General features: G+C 66.2%; 21 protein-coding genes. 10 read left to right on the top strand and 11 right to left on the bottom strand.

Annotated elements, in window-relative coordinates; translation table 11 throughout:
- Window positions 1-60 precede the first annotated feature (60 nt).
- From ACSQ3P_RS13530 to ACSQ3P_RS13505, 6 genes are all read left to right on the top strand, one after another.
- Window positions 61-783: a cupin domain-containing protein gene (locus ACSQ3P_RS13530; RefSeq protein ID WP_436166038.1), complete on the top strand. Its 723-nt coding sequence runs from the start codon at window positions 61-63 to the stop codon at window positions 781-783.
- A 41-nt stretch (window positions 784-824) separates the two neighbouring features.
- Window positions 825-1685: a GNAT family N-acetyltransferase gene (locus ACSQ3P_RS13525; RefSeq protein WP_436166037.1), complete on the top strand. Its 861-nt coding sequence runs from the start codon at window positions 825-827 to the stop codon at window positions 1683-1685.
- Window positions 1686-1725: 40 nt separating this feature from the next.
- Entirely contained in the window at window positions 1726-2319 is a 594-nt protein-coding gene (locus ACSQ3P_RS13520; RefSeq protein WP_436166036.1) for an NAD(P)-dependent oxidoreductase, read from the top strand.
- A 307-nt stretch (window positions 2320-2626) separates the two neighbouring features.
- The gene (locus ACSQ3P_RS13515) at window positions 2627-3043 is read left to right on the top strand and encodes a helix-turn-helix transcriptional regulator (RefSeq protein ID WP_069689423.1); all 417 of its coding nucleotides are present in this window, start codon (window positions 2627-2629) and stop codon (window positions 3041-3043) included.
- Window positions 3044-3094: 51 nt separating this feature from the next.
- The gene (locus tag ACSQ3P_RS13510) at window positions 3095-4474 is read left to right on the top strand and encodes an aminotransferase class III-fold pyridoxal phosphate-dependent enzyme (protein WP_436166035.1); all 1380 of its coding nucleotides are present in this window, start codon (window positions 3095-3097) and stop codon (window positions 4472-4474) included.
- Window positions 4475-4602: 128 nt separating this feature from the next.
- Window positions 4603-5079 (top strand): Lrp/AsnC family transcriptional regulator, encoded by a 477-nt coding sequence (locus ACSQ3P_RS13505; RefSeq protein ID WP_199579204.1) that lies wholly within the window; start codon window positions 4603-4605, stop codon window positions 5077-5079.
- 83 nt (window positions 5080-5162) lie between these two features.
- Here the strand turns inward: ACSQ3P_RS13505 and ACSQ3P_RS13500 are convergent, their stop codons facing one another.
- Entirely contained in the window at window positions 5163-5984 is an 822-nt protein-coding gene (locus tag ACSQ3P_RS13500; protein WP_436166258.1) for a GNAT family N-acetyltransferase, read from the bottom strand.
- 262 nt (window positions 5985-6246) lie between these two features.
- Here ACSQ3P_RS13500 and ACSQ3P_RS13495 point away from each other — a divergent pair, with 262 nt between their 5' ends.
- Window positions 6247-7524 (top strand): NAD(P)/FAD-dependent oxidoreductase, encoded by a 1278-nt coding sequence (locus tag ACSQ3P_RS13495; protein WP_436166034.1) that lies wholly within the window; start codon window positions 6247-6249, stop codon window positions 7522-7524.
- Between the two features lie 163 nt (window positions 7525-7687).
- Here ACSQ3P_RS13495 and ACSQ3P_RS13490 read toward each other — a convergent pair whose 3' ends face one another.
- The 6 genes from ACSQ3P_RS13490 to ACSQ3P_RS13465 form a co-directional block, all read right to left on the bottom strand.
- On the bottom strand, window positions 7688-8473 hold the full coding sequence (locus tag ACSQ3P_RS13490; RefSeq protein ID WP_436166033.1) for an ABC transporter permease: 786 nt from the start codon (window positions 8471-8473) through the stop codon (window positions 7688-7690).
- The gene (locus ACSQ3P_RS13485) at window positions 8470-9333 is read right to left on the bottom strand and encodes an ABC transporter permease (RefSeq protein ID WP_436166032.1); all 864 of its coding nucleotides are present in this window, start codon (window positions 9331-9333) and stop codon (window positions 8470-8472) included. The genes ACSQ3P_RS13490 and ACSQ3P_RS13485 overlap by 4 nt, the downstream gene beginning before the upstream one ends.
- Before the next feature lie 91 nt (window positions 9334-9424).
- Complete coding sequence (locus ACSQ3P_RS13480) at window positions 9425-10435, bottom strand: ABC transporter substrate-binding protein (RefSeq protein WP_436166257.1); 1011 nt, start codon at window positions 10433-10435, stop codon at window positions 9425-9427.
- Window positions 10436-10538: 103 nt separating this feature from the next.
- On the bottom strand, window positions 10539-11852 hold the full coding sequence (locus ACSQ3P_RS13475) for an NAD(P)/FAD-dependent oxidoreductase (RefSeq protein ID WP_436166031.1): 1314 nt from the start codon (window positions 11850-11852) through the stop codon (window positions 10539-10541).
- A gap of 6 nt (window positions 11853-11858) precedes the next feature.
- On the bottom strand, window positions 11859-12563 hold the full coding sequence (locus tag ACSQ3P_RS13470) for an HAD-IA family hydrolase (RefSeq protein WP_436166030.1): 705 nt from the start codon (window positions 12561-12563) through the stop codon (window positions 11859-11861).
- Window positions 12564-12624: 61 nt separating this feature from the next.
- A complete protein-coding gene (locus tag ACSQ3P_RS13465) occupies window positions 12625-13710 on the bottom strand; it encodes an ABC transporter ATP-binding protein (RefSeq protein ID WP_436166029.1) in 1086 nt (361 codons plus the stop codon).
- 233 nt (window positions 13711-13943) lie between these two features.
- On the opposite strand from ACSQ3P_RS13465, the gene ACSQ3P_RS13460 reads away from it, so the two are divergent.
- Window positions 13944-14897 carry a LysR family transcriptional regulator gene (locus ACSQ3P_RS13460; RefSeq protein WP_436166028.1) on the top strand — a complete coding sequence of 318 codons (954 nt, stop codon included), beginning with the start codon at window positions 13944-13946 and terminating at the stop codon, window positions 14895-14897.
- Window positions 14898-15077: 180 nt separating this feature from the next.
- Here ACSQ3P_RS13460 and ACSQ3P_RS13455 read toward each other — a convergent pair whose 3' ends face one another.
- Complete coding sequence (locus ACSQ3P_RS13455; RefSeq protein WP_436166027.1) at window positions 15078-16550, bottom strand: aldehyde dehydrogenase family protein; 1473 nt, start codon at window positions 16548-16550, stop codon at window positions 15078-15080.
- Window positions 16551-16555: 5 nt separating this feature from the next.
- A complete protein-coding gene (locus ACSQ3P_RS13450; RefSeq protein ID WP_436166026.1) occupies window positions 16556-17224 on the bottom strand; it encodes a haloacid dehalogenase type II in 669 nt (222 codons plus the stop codon).
- Window positions 17225-17471: 247 nt separating this feature from the next.
- Here ACSQ3P_RS13450 and argE point away from each other — a divergent pair, with 247 nt between their 5' ends.
- Both argE and ACSQ3P_RS13440 read left to right on the top strand, forming a co-directional pair.
- Window positions 17472-18617 (top strand): acetylornithine deacetylase, encoded by a 1146-nt coding sequence (gene argE, locus ACSQ3P_RS13445; RefSeq protein WP_436166025.1) that lies wholly within the window; start codon window positions 17472-17474, stop codon window positions 18615-18617.
- Window positions 18618-18697: 80 nt separating this feature from the next.
- A complete protein-coding gene (locus ACSQ3P_RS13440; protein WP_436166024.1) occupies window positions 18698-19078 on the top strand; it encodes a nuclear transport factor 2 family protein in 381 nt (126 codons plus the stop codon).
- Here the strand turns inward: ACSQ3P_RS13440 and ACSQ3P_RS13435 are convergent.
- Window positions 19075-20400 (bottom strand): NAD(P)/FAD-dependent oxidoreductase, encoded by a 1326-nt coding sequence (locus tag ACSQ3P_RS13435; protein WP_436166023.1) that lies wholly within the window; start codon window positions 20398-20400, stop codon window positions 19075-19077. The genes ACSQ3P_RS13440 and ACSQ3P_RS13435 overlap by 4 nt on opposite strands.
- Window positions 20401-20488: 88 nt before the next feature.
- On the bottom strand, window positions 20489-21835 hold the full coding sequence (locus ACSQ3P_RS13430; protein ID WP_436166022.1) for an amidase: 1347 nt from the start codon (window positions 21833-21835) through the stop codon (window positions 20489-20491).
- Between the last annotated feature and the right edge of the window lie 145 nt (window positions 21836-21980).

The raw sequence follows: 21980 nt of genomic DNA, 5'->3' as shown, positions 1-21980 counted from the left end.
AATCACGCCCGGGCCATTCGCGTTAGCTCGGGACATCTCGAGTCAACGGAACAGCGGCTGATGTCCTCAGGAATCCTTCTTCTCAACCGGGCTGGCGATGCGCCGCTCGCGACGCCTTTCCGGTCAGCCGCGCTGGGCGAGAACGACCCCTTCGGCGCCGGGCGCGATATCGCCTGGACAGGGCCCGACGCCATGACTGCGGGCCGGGTGAATCTGGCGGGTGCCTATGAGAGCGCAGCGTTTCCGCATACCGAATTCGTCGTGGTCGTCTCCGGCCATCTGCGCCTTGCCGAGCCCGGTAAGGCCGCCCTGGAGCTTTCGCCCGGCCGCGGCGCCGTGATCGCGCGCGGAACCGCGGTGAAGGTCGAGGCGGAGCCTGGCACGCGCCTCGTCTTCTGCGCCGCCAGCGGAGTAAGTTCGGCGGCGCCGGGTCTGCAGGAGATCCTGGCGGATGCACCGCTTTCACCCTCCGCCGCGCCGCCGGCCGAGGCGCTGGTCGGGCCGACGCCGCAATGCCGCAGCTTCAACGCCTTCACCGACGAGGCTACGCGCTTCCGGGCCGGAACCTGGGATTCGACGCCCTATCGCCGGATTTTGCGCCCGCACCGCCTCAACGAGCTGATGCATGTGGTGACGGGCAGCATTGATCTGACCGGGCCGGATGGAACCGTCACGCGCGTCGATCAAGGCGACAGCGTCTTCGTCGTCCATGGCGCGCCCTGCGCCTGGGACAGCAGCGTTCACGTCGCCAAGTTCTATGTCGTGCAGGAGGTCGCCGGCTGAGCGTGAACGCTCGCGCCGCGGTCCCGGCCCTGGAGTCCGTCATGTCCGACACTGCCCCTCAAGAGGCCCTGGTCCTGCGCGAGGTTGCGCTGGCCGATGCCGTCGCCTGCCAGGCGCTGTCGCACGCCGTCGGCTGGCCGCATCGCGCCGAAGACTGGGAGATGTTGATCGATCTCGGCCATGGCGTCGTGGCGACGTTGGGCGAGGAGATCGTGGCGTCGGCGCTGTGGTGGCCCTATGGCGAGACGCACGCCACGCTCGGCTCGATCATCGTCTCGCCCGCGCAGCAGGGCGGCGGCATCGGCAAGCGCTTGATACGCGCCCTGCTCGAACAGACGCAGGGGCGCTCGCAACTGCTCAACGCCACGGTAGCGGGCGAGCCGCTTTACGCCAGGAACGGCTTCGTGCCCTGGGGCGGCGTGCTCCAGCACCATGGCGTCTCGCGCGCCGACGCCGCGCCGGTGCTGCAACCCGGCGAGACGCTGCGCCTCGGCGGCCCCGATGACCTGCCGCTGCTGGAGCGGTTCGATACGCAGGCGACGGGACTGCCGCGCAAGCCGGCGCTCAAGGTGCTCCTCGCTTGCGGCGAATGCATCGTGCTGGAGCGAGACGGCGAACCTGTCGGCTTCAGCGTCTTGCGCCGCTTCGGTCGGGGGCATGTCATCGGCCCGGTGGTCGCCGCCAATGGCGGCGATGCACAAACCCTGATCGCGCATTGGCTCTATGAGCGACGCGGCCAGTTCCTGCGGATCGATGTTCCCTTGGATACCGGGCTGGAGGATTGGCTGATGCAGAACGGCCTGAAACCTGCAGGCCCCGTGACCTCGATGGTACGCGGCGAAAAACCGGTTCCGTCAGGTCCCGCGCGGCTCTACGCGGTGATCAACCAGGCACTCGGCTGAGTCTCAGCCGGCCGGGTGCGAAAGGATCAAGGCGGATATGATGGCGCTTCTCTCCAAGTCCGATCAGCCGGACATCGTCGATGGCATGGTTGAATATGTCACCATGTCGGTGCTGGCGCTGCATCGCGACCTCGTGCCCTATATCGCCATGCAGCGCAGCCAGGGCTGGCAGCAGATGCGGATCCTGCCGGCTTCGAGCCGCCATGTCGGCGTTCTCGGGCTGGGTGCGCTTGGCGAGGCCGCTTGCCGCAAGCTCGCGGGTTTTGGCTTCCAGGTCGCGGGCTGGAGCGGTTCGCGCTACGAGATCGACGGCGTCACCTGTTCTGCCGGCCCCGACGAGATGGCGGAATTTCTCGCCCGCAGCGAGATCCTGGTGTGCCTGCCGCCGCCGGCCGGAGAGGCGCGCGTCGGGCTCAATGCCGCGCTTTTTGCGAAACTGCCGCGTGGCGTGAGGCTGCTGAGTGCAGGTGGCCGCGATCATCTCGATCAGGATGCGCTGCTCGCCGCGCTCGACGACGGCCAGGTTTCGGCCGCTGTGCTGGATGTCTCCTCCGAGGCGCAGCTTCCCAAGGGCCATGCGCTCTGGAGCGATCCCCGGGTGCTGATCACCGCCCATATCACCGGTATGATCTAGCCGGAGACGGCATCCTGCTCTCAGTTTTAGATGAGAGACGGATTCAGATTTCAGCTGGGATCACTTCGTGATGCCATCTGAAATCTGAATCCGTCTCTAGCGGACCACCGTGCCGAGGCACCTCTGCGTGGGTAGGTCTATTGCCCATGGGGTGATCGAGAACGCTCGAAGCATGATCTGCTGTCGCCGTGAGCCAATAGCGCAGGGGATGTCATCGCGGCCCGCCACGTCGCGCCAACAGCATGGCGGCTTGCCTCTAGCCTTGTGACGAAGCGGCATCAGTGCCGTGAGCGAGGAAAGCTGGTCCATGCAAGAGCCCGTTCTTGATCTCGGCGAAAAGCTCCCGCCCGGAGTCAATCCCGGAATCCGGCGTGCGCTTGTCCATATCGAGCGGCATTTCACCGACAGCGTCTATCTTGAGGACCTCGCCGTTCTCGCGGGCCTGAGCGTCTGTCGCTTCGTCACGGTGTTTCGCCGGCAGGTCGGCCTGACGCCGCATCGCTTCATCTGTCACCGGCGCATTCGCCATGCCAAGGCGCTGCTGCGCGAGGGCGTGCCGATGGCGCAGGCCGCATCCGAGGCCGGCTTCTTCGACCAGAGCCATCTCTCGCGCCATTTCAAGAGCATCTGCGGCGTGACGCCGGGGCGCTATCTGCGAGACCTGGCGCAGCCCGAGAGGCCTCGGGCTGCGCGCGGCACCTATATCCAGGCCGCCGCGGTCTGACGCGCCCGATCCTTCCTTCTCCAGAGCATCCACTCACCAAGGCCTGTGCCCATGACCGTCAATTCGCTCGAAGCTCTCGACCGCATGCATTGGGTCCATCCGGTGGCAAACTGGGCCGGTCATGAGAAGCGCGGCGTCACCATCATGAAGTCGGCCAAGGGCGCCTTCATCACCGATGCGGACGGGCATGAATTGATCGACGGCTTCGCCGGCCTCTGGTGCGTCAATGTCGGCTATGGGCATGAGAGCATCGTCGAGGCGGCAGCCGCGCAGATGCGTGAATTGCCCTATGCGACCGGCTATTTCAGCTTCGGCAGCGAGCCGACGATCCTGCTCGCGGCCAAGCTCGCCGAGATCACGCCCGGCGACCTCAATCACATCTATTTCTCGCTGGGCGGGTCGGACGCGATCGATGGCGCGCTGCGCCTCATCCAGTTCTACTACAACGTCACCGGCCGGCCGACGAAGAAGGCGATCCTCTCGCTGGAGCGCGGCTATCACGGCTCGAGTTCGACGGGTGCCGGCGTCACTGCGCTGCCGGCCTTCCATGCGAATTTCGATTTCCCCTCCCATGTCCAGCACTACGTTGCCGCTCCTTACGCCTATCGCAATCCGACCGGTTCCGACGATGCGGCGGTGATCGCGGCCAGCGTCGCCTCGCTTCGCGCCAAGGTCGAGGAACTCGGAGCGGACAATGTCGCGGCCTTCTTCTGCGAGCCGGTCGTCGGATCGGGCGGCGTGATCGTGCCGCCAAAGGGATGGCTCAAGGCGATGCGCGACACGGCGGCCGAACTCGACATCCTCTTCCTGGCCGACGAGGTCATCACCGGTTTTGGCCGCACCGGGCCGATGTTCGCCTGCGAGGCGGAAGGCGTGGTGCCGGACATGATGACGATGGCGAAGGGGTTGACCTCAGGCTATGCGCCGCTGGGTGCGCTCGCGATCGGTGAGAAGGTCTACAAGGGCATCAAGGACAATGCCCCGGACGGTGGGCCGGTCGGTCATGGCCAGACCTATTCCGGCCATCCCGTTTCGGCCGCCGTCGCGCTCGAGGTGCTACGGCTCTATGACGAGGGCGGCATCCTCGCCAATGGCCAGCGCGTCGGCGCTTATTTCGAAAAGAAGCTGGCAACGCTCGCCGACCATCCTCTCGTCGGCGAGGTCCGGGCGCGCGGCCTGCTCGCCGGTATCGAGCTCGTCGCCGACAAGGCGAGCAAGGAGAAATTCTCCCGCGCGGCCAGGCTGCCGGAGCATCTCTTTGCGCGCGGTTACGCCAATGGCGTGATCTTCCGGGCCTTCGCCGACGACATCATCGGGCTCGCTCCGCCGCTCTGCTGCAGCGAAAGCGAGATCGACCTGATCGTCGCGCGCCTGCGCCAGACGCTCGACGACATGCTCGCCATTCCCGAGGTCAAGGCAGAGCTGCGCTGAGCGCGGCGATGCCGGCATGATCCTCGCTTTGCCGAGGCCAGCCGAACCGTCTACGCTCTCCCGGCCGGCGAGACGAGACCGTCCGGCTTGAGGAGCGTGATGGTGAGGCTTTCGTCGTGACACCGGGCGTGCGGCTCGACCGCATCGACATGAAGATTCTGGTCGAGCTCCAGAACAATGGCAGGATGACCAATGTCACCCTGGCCGATGCTGTGGGCTTGTCGCCAAGCCCCTGCCTGCTGCGGGTGAAGCGGCTGGAGCAGGCCGGTTTCATTTCCGGCTATGGCGCGACGATCAACCTGCAAAAGCTCGGCGAGACCATCACGGTCTTCACCGAGATCACGCTGGCCGACCATACCAAGGAGTATTTCATCCGCTTCGAGACCGCGCTGCGGCGGGTCGACGAGGTGGTGGAATGCCATCTGGTCAGCGGCGGCTACGACTATCTGGTCAAGTTCGTGACGCGCGGGCTGACGCACTACCAGTCGCTGATCGAGACGCTGCTCGACCGTAATCTCGGCATCTCGAAATATTTCAGCTACATCGTCATCAAGACGCCGATCCAGAAATCGGGCTATCCGCTGCCGGTGCTGTTCGAAGTCTGACCGCCAGAGCGTTTTCGAGCGAAGTGGACACCGGTTCGCGTGAAGAAAACGCGACAAAACAATGTGCTCAGCTCAGCGCCAAATCAGCCCAAGGCCTGGTTGACCAGCCCGAAGGTGCGTGCCGCGCCCTGCGCCCCGTGATTGCGGCCGCGGATCATCGTCGTCACACTGTCGAAAATCATCATGCCGCTGGCTTCGAGGAAGCCGCCGAACAAGCCTTGCTCCTGGGCGGTGTCGACGCGCAGGAAGGCGCCTTCATGCGCGGCGACATGCGGCCTCGTCAGCGCGATCGCCATCGCGTCGTCCTCGGCGACGATCGGCCCGACGACATGGCCGCGGCCGAAGCGCCGGCACAGCGCGAAGCCGACCGCCTCGCCATTGCGCTCGACGATCGTCCCGGCCGATTGCGCCATCAAGGCCGCAATCACCCGCGCCCGGTCCGCGCCATAGGCCATGCCGTCGAGCCGGGCGATGGCGTCGCGGTCGGCTGCGACGACGCTGCGCACTGCAATCTCGTCCCCGGTTGGGGGCTCTGAAAGCTGGGCCCGGCCCTGATGCTGGAAGATGCGCCCGACCGGTTCGAAGCCGAGCGAGCGATAGAGCCGGTAGCCGGCCCGTGTCGAATTGAGGCGCAGATCGCGCGCGCCGGATTGTTCGAAGATCGTGTCCATCAGGCGCCGCCCCGCGCCCTGCGCCTGCAGCCTGGGCGAGGTGATGACCATGCCGCAGGTGGCGAAATGCTCGCCGAAGGGCCACCACATCGCCGAGCCGAGCGCGCGTCCGATCGCGTCGCAGGCGACGAAGCCGTGCCCGACCTCGAGCACCAGCCGCCAATCCTCGGGGCGGTGCGGCCAGCCGACGCCGATCGAGAGCTGATGCGCCTGCACCAGATCGGCTTCGGTCATCGCCCGGATGTCGATGTCGTAGTCGAGTTTGCGCTTGGCCGTTCTGTAAACCACCGCTGCTGGCCTCGTGCGAAATGGAACGCAAGTATAGGTCCGTCGGGAGCATTCGAGAATAGTAAAATTCATACAATACAGAGGCTTAACTTGATGCAAGCTGGGGCGGCGGGGCTGGATCTGATCCAGGGTCGACGTTTGCCCTGAATTGGCTCGATACGCTTCACGAACCCTGATAGCTCATGCCGACGCGCGGACCCGTATGCTCATGAAACTGGAACCCTATTGGCTCGATTCGGCGCCGCGTTTCGAGGCGGATACGGCTGGACCACTCGCCGGCAAGGTCGATGTCGCCATCGTCGGCGGCGGTTTCACCGGCCTGTCGGCGGCGCTGGCGCTGGCGAAATCCGGCGCGAGCGTAGCTGTATTGGAAGCAGGCCGCGTCATTGGCGAGGCGTCGGGCCGCAATGGCGGGCATTGCAACAACGGTACGGCGCATGATCTCGCAGGCCTTGCCGCGAGCCTCGGGCTTGAACGTGCGAGCGCGCTCTATCGCGCTTTTGACGCCGCCGTCGATCAGGTCGAGGCGCTGGTCGCGGAGGAGGCGATCGATTGCGATTTCCGTCGCACCGGCAAGATCAAGCTTGCCGCCAAGCCCGAGCATTTCGCCAAGCTCGAAAAAAGCGCCGAATTGCTGCAGCGCACGGTCGAGCCCGATCTCGTCATCGTGCGGCCGGAAGAGACCAGGACCGAGATCGGCTCGGACGGCTTCCATGGCGGCCTCGTCTTCCCGCGCGGCGCCCATATGCATATGGGCCGCTTCGGCGCGGGCCTTGCGAATGCGGCGGCGCGGCGCGGCGCCGGCATCTTCGAGAATGCCCGCGTCACCGGCCTTCACCGCTTGAACGGCAGCACGCACCGGGTCGTGACGACGCGCGGCGAGATCGAGGCCGGGCAGGTTCTGCTCGCGACTGGCGCCTCCCGAGAGGGTCCCTTCGCTTGGTTGCGGCGGCGCATCGTTCCGGTCGGCAGCTTCATCATCGCGACCGAGCCGCTTTCGGACAATCTCGCGACCTCGATCATGCCGACGCGGCGCACCGCGACGACGACCAAGAATATCGGCAACTATTTCCGCCTGACGCCCGACAACCGGTTGATCTTCGGTGGGCGGGCGCGCTTTGCGCTGTCGAGCCCGAAATCGGACGCCAAGAGCGGTGCGATCCTGCAGGCGCGGATGCTGGAGCTTTTCCCCCAGCTCGCCGGCACACGCATCGATTATTGCTGGGGCGGGCTGGTCGACATGACCTCGGACCGCCTGCCGCGCGCCGGCGAGCGCGACGGCCTGTTCTACGCGCTGGGCTATAGCGGCCATGGCACGCAGATGTCGGTGCATATGGGGCAGATCATGGCGCGCGTCATGGGCGGCGACGCCAAGGCGAACCCGCTGGCCGGGCTCGACTGGCCGGCCGTGCCCGGTCATTTCGGCCCGCCCTGGTTCCTGCCCTTCGTGGGGGCCTATTACCGCTATCAGGACTGGCGGCACTGAGCCGCCGCGTAACTCTACTCCGGCGGCCGTCTGACGCAGCTTTCTGCGCTTCCGGTGCTCACGGACATGAAGTCCGCGGCGCTCCGGTTCTCGAAATCCGCGCCAGCCGGCTCACCAGAGCGAGTTTCAAAACAGGCGCTATGGGTTGAGCGTCCTATACTTGTTACGCCGCCTTCTTCTGCCCGCTCATTGCCAGCAGCACGAGCACGAAGGAGGCCGCCGTCAGCAAGGTCGAGATCGAGGCGATGGTCGGGTCGATCTCGTCGCGCAGCGCGGTGAACATCCTTCGCGTCAGCGTCTGATACTGCCCGCCCGAGACGAAGAGCGAGATGATCGTCTCGTCGATCGCCGAGATGAAGGCGAAGATGCCGCCGGCGAAGACGCTGGCCTTGATCTGCGGCAATGTCACGCTGAGGAAGGCGCGCAGGCGGTTCATGCCGAGGCTGCGTGCCACCATCTCCTGCGCCGGATCGAAGCTCTGCAGCCCGGCGACCACCGAGGTGATGACATAGGGCAGGCCGAGCATGACATTGGCGAGAACGAGCCCGGGCAGCGTCGCGATCAGGCCGACCTTCGCATAGACGAAGAAGATGCCGATCGCGATGATGATGATCGGCACGATCAGCGGCAGCATCAGCACCATGTGGAGCGAGCGCATCAGCCGGCTTTGCGAATTGCTGATGGCATAGGCGGCGGCCACGCCGAGCGGCGTCGCGAGCGCAACCGTCAGCGCTGCGATCGTCAGGCTCACCTTGGTCGCCTGCATCCAGGCCGGGTTGCCGAAATACTCCTCATACCAGCGCAGCGAGAAGGACGGCGGCGGGAAGGTCAGGAAGCGCGTGCCGGAGAACGACATCGGCACGATGATCGCGAGCGGCACGATCAGATAGGCCAGCACCAGCCCGACGAAGAGGCCGAAGGCGAGACGCGGGAGGAGGGGATGTTTCATTTCTGCCCCAGCATCTTGTCGAGCGGGATGATGCGGCCGACCAACATGAAGATCGCCAGCACGCAGACGAGCAGCACGACGCCGATCGCGCTCGCCGCGCCCCATTGATTGTAGAGCTCGACATTCCGGCTCACGACCATTGAGATCATGATCGTCCGGCCGCCGCCGAGCAGCTCCGGCGTGATGTAGAAGCCGAGCGTCAGCACGAAGACCAGCGTCAGCCCGGCGACGACGCCGGGCAGGGACAGCGGCAGGAACACGCGCAGGAAGGTATGGAGCGGTCCGCCGCCGAGGCTCGCCCCGGCCAGCATCAGGTCGCGCGGGATCTTCTGCATGGTCGAGTAGAGCGGCAGCACCATGAAGGGCAACAGGATGTGGACGGTCGCGATCACCGTGCCGAGCTCGTTATGCACCAGCGCCAGCGGGTCGCTGATCAACCCGAACCGCTCGAGCACCTGATTGGCTACGCCCGTGCGTTGCAGCAGCACGAGCCAGGCATAGGCGCGCACCAGGACGCTGGTCCAGAACGGCAGGATGACGAAGGACAGGATCAGCATGTCCCAGGGCCGCTTGGCATGGGCGGCGGCATAGGCGACGGGATAGCCCAGGATGAGCGTCAGGACCGTGACCGTAAACGCGATGCGGAAGGTCAGCAGGAAGCTGCGCCAATAGATGTCCTCGCTGAAGATGCGCTTGTAGTGCTCCAGCGTGAAGCCGCCATCATAGAAGGACTGGCCCATCAGCCAGCCCACGGGCAGCACGACGAGCGCCACGATCACGATCACGGCCGGCGAGGCGAGCAGGAGCATCAGCCCCTGTTCGCGGCGCTGGTAGCGGAGGGATGGGTCGATCGCGCTCATCTCGTCTCTTCCGTCATGCTTGAGCTCGACCCAAGCATCATTTCAAGAGGTCTCGGGTCCGCGCCTGGCGCGGACCCGAGAATGACGTTCCTTACTTCTGGGTGAAGGCGAGCCAGCGCTTTTCCGCCGCTTCGCCGGCAGCCGAGGTCCACCAGGCATAGGACATCAGCGCCTGGGCCTTGGCGTTCGCCGGCGCGCTCGGCAGTTCCGCGACGCGCGCCGCCGGGATCACGCCAGTGTCATAGGCTTTCGGGTTGGCCGGGCCGTAATCGATCTGCATCGGCAGATTGGCCTGGTGCACCGGATCGACCGCCTCGTTCAGGAACTTGATCGCGGTCGGCAGGTTCGGCGCGCCTTTGAGCACGCAGAGCGAGGTGCTCTGCAGGATGCCCTGGTTATAGGTGTAGGTGACCTTGGCGCCTTCCTTGACCAGCGCGCTGATGCGGCCGTTCCAGGCCATCACCATGTCGACCTCGCCATCGTTGAGGAGCTGGGCCGACTGTGCGCCCGAGGTCCACCAGACGGTGATGTTGGGCTTGATCTCCTCGAGCTTCTTGAAGGCGCGGTCGACATCGAGTGGGTAGAGCTTGTCGGGCGCGACGCCGTCGGCCATCAGCGCGGCTTCGAGCGTGGCGAGCGGGTGGTTGCGCAGCGAGCGCCGGCCGGGGAATTTCTTCACGTCCCAGAAATCGGCCCAGGTCTTGGGCGCGGTGGCCGCGTCCGGGAATTTCTTCAGGCTGTAGCCCATCACGCTGGAATAGAATTCGTAGGCGATGGAGTAGTCGCTGCGATATTCCGCCGGCATCGCCGCCGCGTTCGGGATCTTGCTGAAGTCGAGCTTCTCGACGATGCCCTGCTCGCCGCCGCGCAGGCAGAAATTGGTGGCGACGTCGACGACGTCCCAGGTCGGCTTACCCGTGGCGACCTGCGAACGCATGATCGGCCAGGCGTCGGGCACGCTGTCCTGGTTGATGGTGATGCCGAGCTTCTTGGCGGCGGGGTCGAGGATCGCGATCGTCTGCGCCTTCTGATAGGCGCCGCCCTGCGAGACGAAGAGCATCTGCTCGGCGGCGAATGCCGGGACCGTGCTCATCAGCGCCATGGCGAGACCTGCAGTCGCGCAGGCAAGCCGGGTGTTCAGGCGTCGTTTGGCCAAATCGTGCTTAAGCATGTCTAGTCCCCTGTTTTTGGATCGGATCTTCGAGCTACCGTCCGATCGCGTCTAGAAACTGATACCAGCCGGCGACCATGCGGACGGCCGGTTCTCGAAGCGGGTAGAAGGGCACGCGCCGCATCCGGGCGGCGTCGAGCAGCCCGACATCGGGCGCCTCGCCACGCGCGTAGGCAGCAAGGTAGCGCCCCATCAGGCTCGACATCGCGACGCCCGCGCCATTATAGCCCATCGCGAACATCACGCGGTCGTCGAGACGCCCGACATGGGGCACCGAGTCGAGCGTCATCGCGACCAGCCCGGACCAGCGATAGGCCAGGGGCACCTCCGAAAGCTGCGGAAAGATGCCGGTCATCGCCTTGTGCAGGGCGCGGAAGGCCGAAGCTGAATCCTTCTTCCCGAAGGCGCCGCGTCCGCCAAAAATCACCCGGTCGTCGACCATGCGGAACCAGCGCATCATCCGCTTGGTCTCGGTATAGGTCCGCCGCGTCGGCATCACGCTCGCCGCCAGATTGGGCGAGAGCTTGTCCGTCGCGATGATGGCGCTGCGGAACGGGATCAGCGTGGTACGGAAGGAGGCGGTCGCCGGGGTCAGGTCGGAATAGCTGTTGGTGGCGATGATCGCCTGCCGCGCCCGGACGATTCCACCCGGCGTCTCGACCAGCACGCCGCTGCCCTCGCGCCGCAGCCGCAAGGCCGGCGTCTCGGCATGGATCGCGATGCCGCGTTTGGTGACGCCCCTGGCGAGGCCATGCAGGTAGTTCAGCGGGTGGATGCCACCGGAGCCGGCATTGAGCACGCCGCCGATGAAGCCGTCCGAGCCGGTCTCCTCACGCACCTGATCGGCGCTGAGCACCGACATGGTGGTGTCGCCGAGCTCGGCCTTCAGCCATTGCGCCTCGGTGATGGCGTAATTCAGGGTCTCCTGGTTATGCGCCGCCTTGACCTGGCCCGAGCGCGTCAGGGCCGCGTTCTCGATGCCGAACTCATCGACGAGCTCAGAGACGACATCGGTCGCCTCGAGCGCGATATCGTACATGCGCCGCGCCATCTCGCGGCCATGGGCCGATGCGATGGCGGGGAAGGAGATGCGGAATTTCGCGGTGATGACGCCGCCATTGCGGCCGCTCGCGCCCCAGCCCGGCTGGTTGGCCTCCAGCACGATCGGCTGGAGACCGCTTTGCGCCAGGTGATGCGCCGCCGACAGCCCCGTATAGCCCGCGCCGATGATGACGACATCGGCCTGCGCGTCGCCCTGCAAAGGCGGTAGGTCGCGCAATGGCGCGGCCGTCGCCTGCCAGAGCGACGGCGCGGGATCGAGAGCTTGCCAGGGCGCTCCGCTGGGCACCGGCGCTTACGCCTTTTCGGTCTCGACCGCGTCGGCGAGCGCCGCCAAGGTCGGGAAATGGTAGTCGGGCCTGGTCAGCTCGGGAACGGCCGGCGTGCCGCCGAAACCCTTCTGGCCCTGGCGCCGCTCGATCCAGCAGGTCTTGTAGCCGAGCGATTTCGCAACGCCGATGTCGTGATACTGGCTCTGGGCGACATGCAGGATCTCCTCCTGCTTGTAGCCGAAGGCCGACTGGCGGCCGCGATTGAAGGCGAAGAACAGCGGATCGGGCTTGGGATGGATCGCCTCATCGGCGGTGACGCTGTCGTGGAACGGGTTGCCGAGCGTGTGCGAATAGAAGGTGAAGGTCGAGCGGTCGGCATTCGTCATCGCGACCAGCCGGTAGTGCTTGCGCAGCCGCGCCAGCGCCTGGACGGAATCCGGGAAGGCCGGATGCTGCAAAATGGCGTATTGGAAGGAGTCGGCGGAAGCCTCGTCGGCAGGCAGGCCGAGTTCCTTGGCAAGGTGGATGTAGACCAGCTTCATCACCTCGCTGGAGCGCTCGTAGTTGAGCTCGCGCCCCCTGAGATAGGGCGCGAAGATCTCGTCGTCGCTCAGCTTCGCTGCCGCTGGCCCGCCGATGCGGCGCACCGCATTGAGAACGCCGCTTTCGAAGTCGATCAGCGTGCCGACGACATCGAATGTGAGAACCTTGAAATCACTGAGCGCCATGGCGTCGACTTCTCTTGGGTAGTTGGAAGGATTTGGACAGTTGGACGGATAAAGGGCTCGATCAGCCGTCCGTTTTCGGGACGATGATCGTGTCTTGCGGATGCAGGCTGACCGCGAGGCGCTCGCCGACCGGAGGAATGCGGCGGGCGGCCTCGTAATGGCTGGGCTGGCGCAGGCTCAAGGCGGCGCCGTCGTCGAGCGCGAGGAAGACGCGCAGGCTCTCGCCCTGGAAGACGACATCGGTCACGCGGGCCGAGAAGCGGTTGCGCTCGGGCGCGCCGGTACCGTCCTCGATCAGCAGTTTCTCGGTCTGGATCGCCAGCACGAGATCGCCGTTAGGTGCGATCGGGCGGCTGGTCTTGAGCACCGCGCCTGCGAGCGCAACGCTTGAGGCATCGATCCGCTTGACCGGCAGCAAGGTCGCCTCGCCGATGAAGCTCGCCACGAAGGCGTTGGCCGGGTGGTCGTGCAGGCGGGCCGGCGCGTCGATCTGGATGAGCTTGCCGTCCTTCAGGATGGCGACGCGGTCGCTCATCGTCAGCGCCTCGCGCTGGTCATGCGTGACATAGATGATGGTGGCGCCGAGCCGCTTGTGGAGCTGGCGCAGTTCGATCTGCATGGTCTCGCGCAATTGCTTGTCGAGCGCCGACAAGGGCTCGTCCATCAGGATCAGGCGCGGCTCGAAGATCATGGCGCGGGCGAGCGCGACGCGCTGGCGCTGGCCGCCCGAGAGCTGGGCGATGCCGCGCTCCTCATAGCCGGCAAGATCGACCATCGCGAGCGCGCCCCTGACGCGTTCGGCATAGGTCGATTTCGGCAAGCGCCGCGCCCTGAGGGGAAAGGCGACGTTCTCGCCGACGCTCATATGCGGAAACAGCGCGTAGTTCTGGAAGACGATGCCGATGTCGCGCTTGTGCGGCGGGGTGAAGGTGACGTCGCGCCCGCCGAAATGGATCGACCCGCCCGAAGGCTGGATGAAGCCGCCGAGGATGCCGAGCAAGGTGGTCTTGCCCGAGCCGGAAGGGCCGAGCAACGAGACGAATTCATGGGGCGCGACATCGAGCGACACGTCGTCGAGCGCCCGCACCGATCCGTAGATCTTGCTCGCGGACCGGATTTCGACGCGCTCGCCGCCCAACTCTGCCATTCTGAATTCTCCCGTCATGAATACAGCGGCTGCTGGCGGGCGCGGACAAGGACCGATTTCAGGCTACGCCATAAGGATGGCTTATGACCTGGCCGTGCCGTCCCGAGCATGCCGTCTGGCGGCGCGGGCCTCTGCGAACCCGTCGCCGCAAGCTGCATTCGACCCGCTCATGAAAGGGGTTTCGGCGCGAGACGGCAATTGCCAAATAATCAGGAAAGCCATAACCTCATGTAATGTCAGATCTGCGCCGCATGGTGTCGTCTAGCAATGCGCTCTTCGTGTTCGAGGCGGCGGCCCGCGGCGGCAGCTTCACGCGCGCGGCGGATGAGTTGAACGTCACCCAACCGGCGGTGAGCCGCATGCTGGCGCGCTTCGAAAGTTATCTCGGCGTCCGGCTGTTCGAGCGCGGCGGCAAGGGCGCGGTCCTGACGCCGGAGGGGGAGACGCTGTACCGTCGCGTCTCCGACGGCTTCCGCAGCATCGAGGCGGGATTGCGCGAGATCGAGCACTTGCGCGCCGGCAAGGAGACGGTGACCCTTTCCGTCTCCTCGGCCTTCACCACGCATTGGCTGATGCCGCGCATGGACCGCTTCCAGAGGCGTTTTCCGGCCGCAGATCTGCGCTTCCAGATGATCGCCGGGTCGTTGCGCGGTCCGGTCGAGAATGTCGATCTCGGTATGCGCTTCGCAGCAGCCGACGAGGTCGTCCAGCCCGGCTCGCTCGTCATCCGGGAAGTCATGCTGCCGGTGTGCAGTCCAGGTTATTGCCGGCCGGGATCGGCCGGGCCGGGCTCCGCCGAGGACGGCAACACCATCATCCACTTGACCGACAGTTCGTTGGACTGGCCGAGCCAGTATCCGCCCTTCGCCACCGGCCGCTCCGGCCCGGTCAAGACGCTGAGCTTCTCCGATTACGCGGTGGTCGTGCAGGCGGCGCTGCTCGGGCAGGGCATCGCCTTCGGCTGGAGCACGGTCGTCTCGCATGCGCTGATCTCGGGCGCGCTGACGCCGGCTTCCGACCGGCTGACGGCGGGAGCCCGTGTCTGCGTGCTGGTCACGCCGCCCAACCGTCCCGCCCGGCCGATCGTGAAGGAGATCCGCGACTGGATCATCGCCGAGTTGCGCGCCGAGATCGAGGCGATCGACAAGCTTCACCCCACCCTCGGCCTGCTGCGGGCGAGCTATTAGCCGGTCAATGTCATGATCCTACGCCGTCATTCTCGGGCGGAGCGTAGCGTAGACCCGAGAATCTCAAGCCGGATGGGGCATCGGCAAAGAGAGGCTCTCTCGTCGCGAGATGCTCGAGTCTACGCCCGAGCATGACGTATAAAGAGCGTGGGGAAGGAAGGCGCGGCGCCGACGGCAGCCTCACCCCCCGATATCGATCAGCACTGTCTTATGCCGCAGATTGGCCTCGACAGCCTGCCGGCCGAGATCCTTGCCGATGCCGGAGCTCTTATAGCCGCCGGTCGGCAGGATGAAGTCGAGCGTGCGGCTATAGCGATTGATCCAGACCGTGCCGGCCTTGAGCTGGCGCACGGCCCGCAAGCCTCGGCCGAGATCGGCGGTGTAGACGCCGGCCGCCAGCCCGTATTCGGGATGGTCGGCGAGCGCGAAACCCTCTTCCTCGGTCTCGAAGCTCTGGATGGTGAGGACCGGGCCGAAGATTTCCTCTCGCACGGCGGCATTCTCGGTCGTGACGCCTGCGAGCAGGGTCGGCTGGTAGAACGCGCCGCCATGCCCCTCGATCCGGCTGCCGCCCAGCAGCACCTCGGCGCCTTGCTCGCGGCTGCGCGCCAGGATGGTGTCGATCCGGCGCGCCTGCAATTCCGAGATGATCGGCGCGAAGCCGGTCGAGGATTTCCAGGTCGGGCCGGGCGCCACGCGCGCGAGCCGGCTTTTCAACGCCGCCACCAGCGCGTCGGCGACCTGCCGCTGCACGATCAGGCGCGATCCTGCAACGCAGGCCTGTCCGGCATTGGCAAGCAATGAGCCGGCTATGCAGTCGGACGCCTTGTCGAGATCGGCATCGGCGAAGACCAATTGCGGGCTCTTGCCGCCGAGCTCGAGCGTCACCGGCTTGATACCGCTTTCGGCCGCTGCCTTCATGATCGCGATGCCGGTGCGGGTCGAGCCGGTGAAGGAGAGCTTTGCGATGCCGGGATGGCGGCTCAGCGCATCACCGGTGACCGCCCCCGTGCCCTGCACGACATTGAAGATGCCGGCGGGAATACCGGCCTCGATGGCGAGTTGCGCCAGCCGCACGGTCGAGAATGGCGTGAGCTCGGAGGGCTTCAGCACGATGCCGTTGCCTGCGGCCAGCGCCGGGCCGACCTTCCAGGACGCCATGCTGAGGGGAAAATTCCAGGGCGTGATCGCGCCGACGACGCCATAGGGTTCGGAGACGATCATGCCGAAATGGTCGGTTCGCGTCGCCGCGACCTCGCCGCCGAGCTTGTCGGCATATTCGGAGAAGAAGCGGATGCCTTCCGCCGTGCCCATCACGTCGCCGGTCACGGCCTGGGCGATCGGCCGGGTCGAGCCCAGCGCCTCCAGCTGCCCCAGCTCCTCGGCCTTCGCCTCGATCAATTCGGCCCAGCGCTGCATGGCGCGCGCCCGCTCGCGCGGCGGCCGCGTCGCCCAGCCGCTGCGCTTCACCGCCTCGGTCGCGTCCTTGACCGCGCGATCGACCGTCTCGACCGACGCGATCGGCAATTCGGCATAATCCACCGCGTCGGATGGTCTTGCGACGCTCAATCGCTCGCCGGGCTCATCGACGACGGCGCCGGCGATGAAATGGCCCTTGGCGAAGGCGACGCTATCGGGATTGAAATCGCGCATGCGCGTCAAAGCCCGAGCAGGCCGGGGAGTTGCTCGATGCTCTTGATCTCGCGATAGCCGTAGAAATCGATGCCCGGCTCATGGCCGCGATTCACGAAGACACGCTGGCCGATCTTCATGTCGTAGGCGGTCATCAGATCGTAGCGCAGGCTTGACGAGCAATGCATGACGTCGGCCGGCCCGCAGCCCAGCATGTCGAACATATATTCGAAGGCCCGCTGCAGCGGCTTGTAGGCTTGCGCCTCCTGCGCCGTATAGGCGGCATGGAAGGGCGCGCCGAGCTTGGCCATGGAATAAGGGATAAGGTCCGTCATCGAATTCGAGAGGACGACGAGCGGGATTTCCTTGGCGACCTTGGCGAGGCCGGCCGGCACGTCGGGATGCGGAATCCAGCTCGGAATCTCGTCATAGATCCTCTGGGCATCTGCCGGGTCGAACGTCACGTTCCAGGCCTTGCAGCTGCGCTCGACCGCGTTGTGGACGACTTCGTCGAACGGCTTCCAGGCGCCCAGGATCTCGTCGAGACGATAGCCTCGAAAACTCTCGTAGAACCCGTCCATCACCTCGGGCGTCAGCCTGGAGCTGTAGACCCGCCGCGCGGCCGGCCCCATCTGGAAATCGATCAGCGTGCCGTAGCAGTCGAAGGTGATGAATTTCGGCCGAGCGGTGCTCATTGCGTCTCTCGTCTTCGGATGTGGCCGCGACGGCCCAATCCGCCACGTTGCACCTAAGACTAGGGTGCATGCGCGGGTACGGAGATGGAATCGTATCCGGCCCAGCGAAGATTCTGCCGATCAGATGGCCCGGTTCGGCATGGATTGCCGCAGCAGGCGAAAGGATGCGCGGGATGGCCGGCGGGCTCTGTTAGGCTCCTGCCATCGTCGCTCGACCGAGCGCATATGACCTGATGGCGGATACCCAATGACTGTCGAATCCGTGCTGGCCGATCTCGTGGCCTTTCCTTCCATCTGCCGTACGCCGAACGGCGCAATCGTCGAGCATGTCCGCGGCTTTCTTGCCGGCCACGGCGTCGAGAGCGTGGTCCTGCCCGGGCCGGAGGGAGACCGCTCGAACCTCTTCGCCACGATCGGACCGCGCGTGCCCGGCGGCATCATCCTGTCGGCGCATCTCGACGTCGTGCCGGCGGCTCCCGAGGGGTGGCTCGGCGATCCCTTCAGCTTGCGGCGCGATGGCGAGCGCTTGATCGGGCGTGGCGCTGTCGACATGAAGGGTTTCGTCGCCTGCGTGCTGGCGAGCGTCCCTGATCTCGTCTCGCGCAAGCTGGCGCGCCCGGTCCATATCGCGCTGTCCTATGACGAGGAGGTCGGCTGCGTCGGCGTGCGCCATCTCATCGCGCGGCTGCCGGAGCTCTGTCCGCAGCCGGCGGGCTGCATCGTCGGCGAGCCGAGTGGCTTGCATCCGGTGCTGCGGCATAAGGGCAAGATCGCTCAGCGCGTCACGGTCGACGGCAAGGCCGGGCACTCCTCCCGCCCCGACCTCGGCGACAACGCGATCCATTATGCCGCGCAGCTGATCGCGGCCGTGCAGGCCGAGGCGCTGCGGCATGCCGGCGAAGGCCCGTTCGCGTCCACCTTCGCGCCGCCCTATTCGACGATCCAGGTCGGCACCATCCATGGCGGCACCGGCATCAATATCGTGCCGGCGCAATGCGTCTTCGAGATCGAGGCGCGCGCCATCGCCGGCCAGGAGCCGGCCAGCCTGCTGGCTTTCCTGCCAGGGGAGGCCGAGCGCATTCGCGCGGCAGCCGAGAAGACCGGCCATCGCGTCGGCTTCGGCTTCGAGACGATGAGCGACTACCCGCCGCTCGATCTCGACGAGGCCGATCCGCTGGTCGCGCTGAGCGAGGCGGCGTCAGGGATGCCGCGCCAGCAGGCGGTCAGCTTCGGCACCGAGGCCGGGCTCTATCAGGCAGCGGGCATCGCTGCGATCGTGTGCGGGCCTGGCGACGTCAACCGCGCCCACAAGCCGGAGGAATACATCACCGACGGCGAACTCGCCGGCGCGATGGCGATGATCGCACGGCTTGCCGATACGTTGGCCGCCTGACGGACCCTGCGCTTTCAAGCGATGCCGCCCGCAGAAAACGGAGTAGAAGACTGCTGGGTAACATCAGCAGGGAGCAGCGCATGCCTGATCGCAAGCGTGTCGAGGCCTTCGTCGCCGCCGTCGTCAGCGGCGATCATGTCGGCGCTATCCGGGACTTCTACTGCGAGGACGCCTCGATGCAGGAGAACGCGGCCGAGCCACGCCGGGGGCGAGATGTTCTGATGGCCCATGAGGCCAAGGCCTTGGCCCGATTGCAGCGAATGCACACCCACCCCGCCCGTGCGGTTCTCGTCGATGGCGACAGGGTGGTGATCAACTGGGTGTTCGACGCGACCGACCAGAACGGGGTCACCAGGCGGCTCGAGGAACTCGCGATCCAGCGCTGGCGCGGCGACCGCATCGCCGAGGAGCGCTTCTTCTACGATACGGCCACGGCCTGGCGCGTGGTTGAGTCGGGCTAGAATTCGCCGATCTCGCCCTTCGAACCGTCGATCAGCCGTGAATGCCGGAAGGGGCTGGGATCGACGATCGGCGTGTCTCCGACTGCGAGGTCGGCGGCGAGATGGCCGATGCCGGGTCCGAGCCCGAAGCCATGTCCGCTGCAGCCGGCCGCGAGCACAAAGCCCTTCAGCCCGGCGACAGGCGAGATCACCGGCACGGCGTCGGGCGTCGAATCGACATAGCCGCTCCAGCTTTCGCGGACGCCGACATCCTTGAGTGCGGGATAGAGCGCGCGAGCCCGCGCCATCGTCAATGCGATGGCGCTGCGGCTGGGGGCGGGATCGAGCACGCGGATACGTTCGAACGGCGTTTCCTTGTCGAAGGCCCAGTTCCCCATCATGGCTTCGGGCCCCTTGAAGAAGGAGGGGCCGATCCCGAACTCCAGCGCCTTCAGGCGCCGGACGAACATCGGCATGAAGTCACGGGCATAGCGCAGGCCCTGCGGCGTCACATCGAGCGTCGCCTTGCCGCTGATCGCGATCGTATAGCTGCCGTCGAGCCGGCGTGTCAGCGCGCAGTCGGGCGTGTAGAGCGCATCGAGCAGTTGCGGCGCGATCTCCGTCCGCAGAATTGACTGGCGGGCGCTCGCCTGGGGGAAGCGGAGACCGTGGCGGCGGCAGAAGGCCGAAGCCCAGGCGCCGCCGGAGAGAATGACGGAGCGGGTCCGGATCGACCCCTTCTCGGTGATTACGCCCGTGACGGCGCCATTGGTGATGTCGAGCCCGCGCGCCGCGCAATCCTGATGGATCGTCGCACCGTTCAGTCTTGCGCCATGAGCGAGCACCGGCGCGGCCAGGGCTGGTTCGGCCTTGCCATCGCTGATCGAATGCACACCGCCGAGCCAGGATTTGCCGGTGCCGCTTGTCATGGCGCTGGCCTCGGCACCTGATAGCATGCGCGTGTCGATGCCGAATTGCCGGGCCGTTCCGCGCCATTTCTCCCATTGCGCGATCTGGTCGGCATCGTTGCTGGCATAGACCAGCCCGCTGCGCCGGAAGCCGATATCGCGGCCGATCTCGCCGTTGAAGCGCTCCCACAATTCCATGGCGCGCATGGCGAGCGGCAATTCGCGCGCATCGCGGTTCTGTTGCCGGCACCAGCCCCAGTTGCGGCTCGATTGTTCTCCGCCGACGACGCCCTTCTCCAGCAGCGCGACGGAATGGCCGCGCTTCGCCAGGTAATAGGCTGCGGCGCTGCCGACGATGCCGGCGCCGACGACCACGACATCGACCTCGGTCGGCAGGCGCTCGTCGCTGGCGATGCGTTCGATCGTCGGTGACATGAATCCAAGGCTCCGGGGGACAGTCTCGTCGCGACGTTAGCGCGCGAGCGGCCGCCGGCATTGGATCATCTTTGCGCCTGCGTCGGTCTCAATGCCGCAGGGCGGCCTCGACCCCGGCCGCGATCGAAAACAAGGCGTGGTCGCCACCGGTTTCGCCCGTCAGCATCAGTCCGACCGGCGCTTGTCCGGGCTCGTGGCAGGGCAGGCTGATCGAGCAGCGGTCGAGGAAATTGCCGAGGCTCGGATTGCGCAGCAGCAGCGCGTTGAGCCGGAAATACTCGGCATCCCCGGCGAGCTCGTCGAGGCGTGGCGCGATGATCGGGCAGGTCGGCATCACCAGCGCATCGTATTCGGCCGTCTGCGCATCCATCGCGGCGATGATAGCGCGCCGCGCCCGAACCAGATTGATATAGTCGGCGGCCAGCATCTGCGCGCCGGTCGCGATCCGGCTGCTCACGCGCGGATCATAGAGATCGCCCTTGCTCGCCAGCAACTCACGGTGCCAGGCAAAGGCCTCGGGCGCCGCGAAACCGCCCTTGGCCGTGACCATGGCCTGGCCGATCTCGGATAGCGGCGCGAAATCGATTTCGACGATGCGTGCGCCGAGTTCGCTCAACCGTGTGATCGCCTTGTCGAAGGCGGCGGAAACCGTCGCATCCATGCCGTCACGCACGATCTGGGTCGGGATCGCCAGGCGCAGGCCCGATACTGGCCGCGCCGCGGGCAAGGCAGGCGTCTCGCCCGCCAGCACGCCGTCGACGATGGCGCAGCAGCCGACGCTGGCGCCGAGCGGTCCAAGCGAATCCAGGCTGCCCGAAAGCGGGATGACGCCGTCGAGCGGCACCCGCCGCGCGGTCGGCTTGTAGCCGACGATGCCGCAAAGCGCGGCTGGAATGCGGCACGAGCCGCCAGTGTCGCTACCGAGTGCGACGATCGCCATCCCATCCGCGACCGCCACGCCCGAGCCGGATGAACTGCCGCCGGGGATGCGGCGCGAGGCGCGGTCCCAGGGGCTGAGCGGCGTACCGTAATGCGGGTTTGCGCCGATGCCGGAATAGGCGAATTCGGTCATGTTGGCGCGACCGATGGGGATGAACCCGGCTGCCAGCATGCGCGCGATCGTCGGTGCGTGGGCTTTCGCCGGCGCGCTGTCGGCGAGCGCGCGCGAGCCGGCCATGCTGCGTTCGCCGGCGACGTCGTAGAGATCCTTCACCGCGAAGGGGATGCCGGCGAAGGCGCCGGCCGCGCGGCCGGCGCGCCGCAGCGCGTCATGCGCGTCGGCGGAGCTGCGGGCTGCGTCCGCCGAGACGCAGATGAAGGCGCGTGCGCCCTCGCCGGCGGGGTCGGCGATCTTCGCCAGGCATTCCTCCACGAGGGCGCGGGCGGTGAGCGTCTCGTTTGCCAATGCCTTGGCGGTGTCCTGCAGGGTGCGCATTTCGTCCGTCTCCTTCGCCCACCCTCGCAGCACGATCTGCGTCAGACTAGTGGTTTGATTCCGACATTTGCTCCCCGATCTATATCGAGCTCGGAGCAAATGTCGGAATCACCAAAACCACTAGCAAATCTTTGGTTTTCTAGTG

Source organism: Allobosea sp. LjRoot9, from assembly GCF_964252745.1.
Lineage (GTDB): Bacteria > Pseudomonadota > Alphaproteobacteria > Rhizobiales > Beijerinckiaceae > Allobosea.
The sequence above is the reverse complement of the archived record's forward strand: the minus strand, read 5'-3'. Positions and strand labels throughout refer to the sequence as shown.